Source organism: Tropicibacter alexandrii, from assembly GCF_003667315.2.
GTDB lineage: Bacteria > Pseudomonadota > Alphaproteobacteria > Rhodobacterales > Rhodobacteraceae > Tropicibacter > Tropicibacter alexandrii.
Genome location: NZ_RCTZ02000055.1, coordinates 1 through 1,391, shown reverse-complemented (window position 1 = coordinate 1,391; position 1,391 = coordinate 1). Strand labels below are relative to the sequence as shown.

Below are 1,391 nucleotides of genomic sequence, written 5' to 3'. Positions count from 1 at the left end.
GTTGGTTCTCGCAACCCGACCCTACCGGGAAACCCGATGGCCACCGCCAGCTACACCACGCCCGGGGACGTCACCGGCGGCAACCGCCAGGGAGATTACGCCATGACCAAGAATACCTATACTTCCAGTCTTCCGCTTCTGGCCCATGAGGCCGGGTTCGATCCGATCTAGGAGCGGCTCCGGATGAACGTCCGCGCGATCATCGAGGCCGTTTTTGAGGAGGAACTCGCCAGCTTTCTTGGTCGCCTGCGCTACGACCGTGGCGACGGAGCTGCGAAAGGCTATCGCCACGGGCACCACGAGCAGCAGCTCACCGGCATCTTCGGGACGGAAATTGTCAGGGTGCCGCGGGCCCGGATCGAGGATGACGCTGGCAAGGTGATGGAATGGCGCTTGAAAACGCTGCCCTGTTAACAGCGGTCGACCAAGAAGGCAGAAGCCTTGGTCGCCGCAGTCTATCTCTCTTGCACCAATACCCGGCGCGTTAAGCGGGGGCTGTTCGGGCTGTTCGAGGGCGCCGTCAGTAAGGATGTGGTCAGCCGCGCCTGGCGCAAGGTGAAAGTCGACTGGGAGGCGTGGTACGCCCGCAGCCTCGCCGATGAGGGCATCATTCACATTTCTTGATGGCACCGTGATCAAGACCCGCATCGACAAGAAGGCCACGAACATCTCGGTGCTGGCCGCCATCGGCGTGCGGCGCGACAGTCAGAAGGTGCTGCTTTCCATAAGAAACATGGGCGGAGAGAGCACCGCTGCATGGCGACAGTTCCTCGATGATCTTGATGCCCGGGGCCTGAAACGGCCCGAAGTCGTGATCGTTGATGGCGCCCCGGGGCTGGAAGCTGCGCTCGTGGGGTTGTGGGGCGAGGATCTGCCGCTCCAGCGCTGCACGGTTCACAAGCACTGCAACCTTCCGAAGCCCAGCCGACCACGCGGCAGGAATGCAGGTGCAAGATGACTGCCAGATCTAACCACCCCTCGCGGGTCCAGATATAGCTGATGTCGCCTGCCCATTTCTGGGTGGGCCGATCCGCCGTAAAGTCACGGTCCAGCACAACCGGGCAGTTCGTAGCAAATTCGATGACCTCGTCCGAGCCGGAAAACCGCGCAAAGTCGCCGTGACAGCCGTCATGAGGAAGCTTGTCGTCCTTGCAAACGCATTGATCAGAGACTGTCGAAAATGGGGGCCAGATCCCGCTTGATCATCACGGATACTCGGCAGATTGCTTGGCAATCGCCTGCCGGGCAGTGGATATGCGCCAGCACAACCAGATCCGTCCGCTGCCTGCGGCTGGCAGGTCGGCTACGGAAAGCCCGAAATCCACGCGTGCTGACATTCATAACCTGACACAACCGGTTGATCTGGAAGGCCCCACGATGTTCTTCCCCTT

The 1,391-nt window shown here is 61.1% G+C and carries 4 pseudogenes; 2 read left to right on the top strand and 2 right to left on the bottom strand.

Annotated elements, in window-relative coordinates:
- Positions 1 to 102: 102 nt before the first annotated feature.
- A pseudogene (locus D8Z78_RS24325) lies at positions 103 to 913 on the top strand (IS256 family transposase); the annotation flags it as partial.
- Between the two features lie 4 nt (positions 914 to 917).
- Here D8Z78_RS24325 and D8Z78_RS24320 read toward each other — a convergent pair.
- Positions 918 to 1,055 (bottom strand): annotated as a pseudogene (locus D8Z78_RS24320) (IS3 family transposase); the annotation flags it as partial.
- A 36-nt stretch (positions 1,056 to 1,091) separates the two neighbouring features.
- On the opposite strand from D8Z78_RS24320, the pseudogene D8Z78_RS25170 reads away from it, so the two are divergent.
- Positions 1,092 to 1,202, top strand: a pseudogene (locus D8Z78_RS25170) (IS110 family transposase); the annotation flags it as partial.
- 43 nt (positions 1,203 to 1,245) lie between these two features.
- Here D8Z78_RS25170 and D8Z78_RS24315 read toward each other — a convergent pair.
- Positions 1,246 to 1,391, bottom strand: a pseudogene (locus D8Z78_RS24315) (IS3 family transposase); the annotation flags it as partial.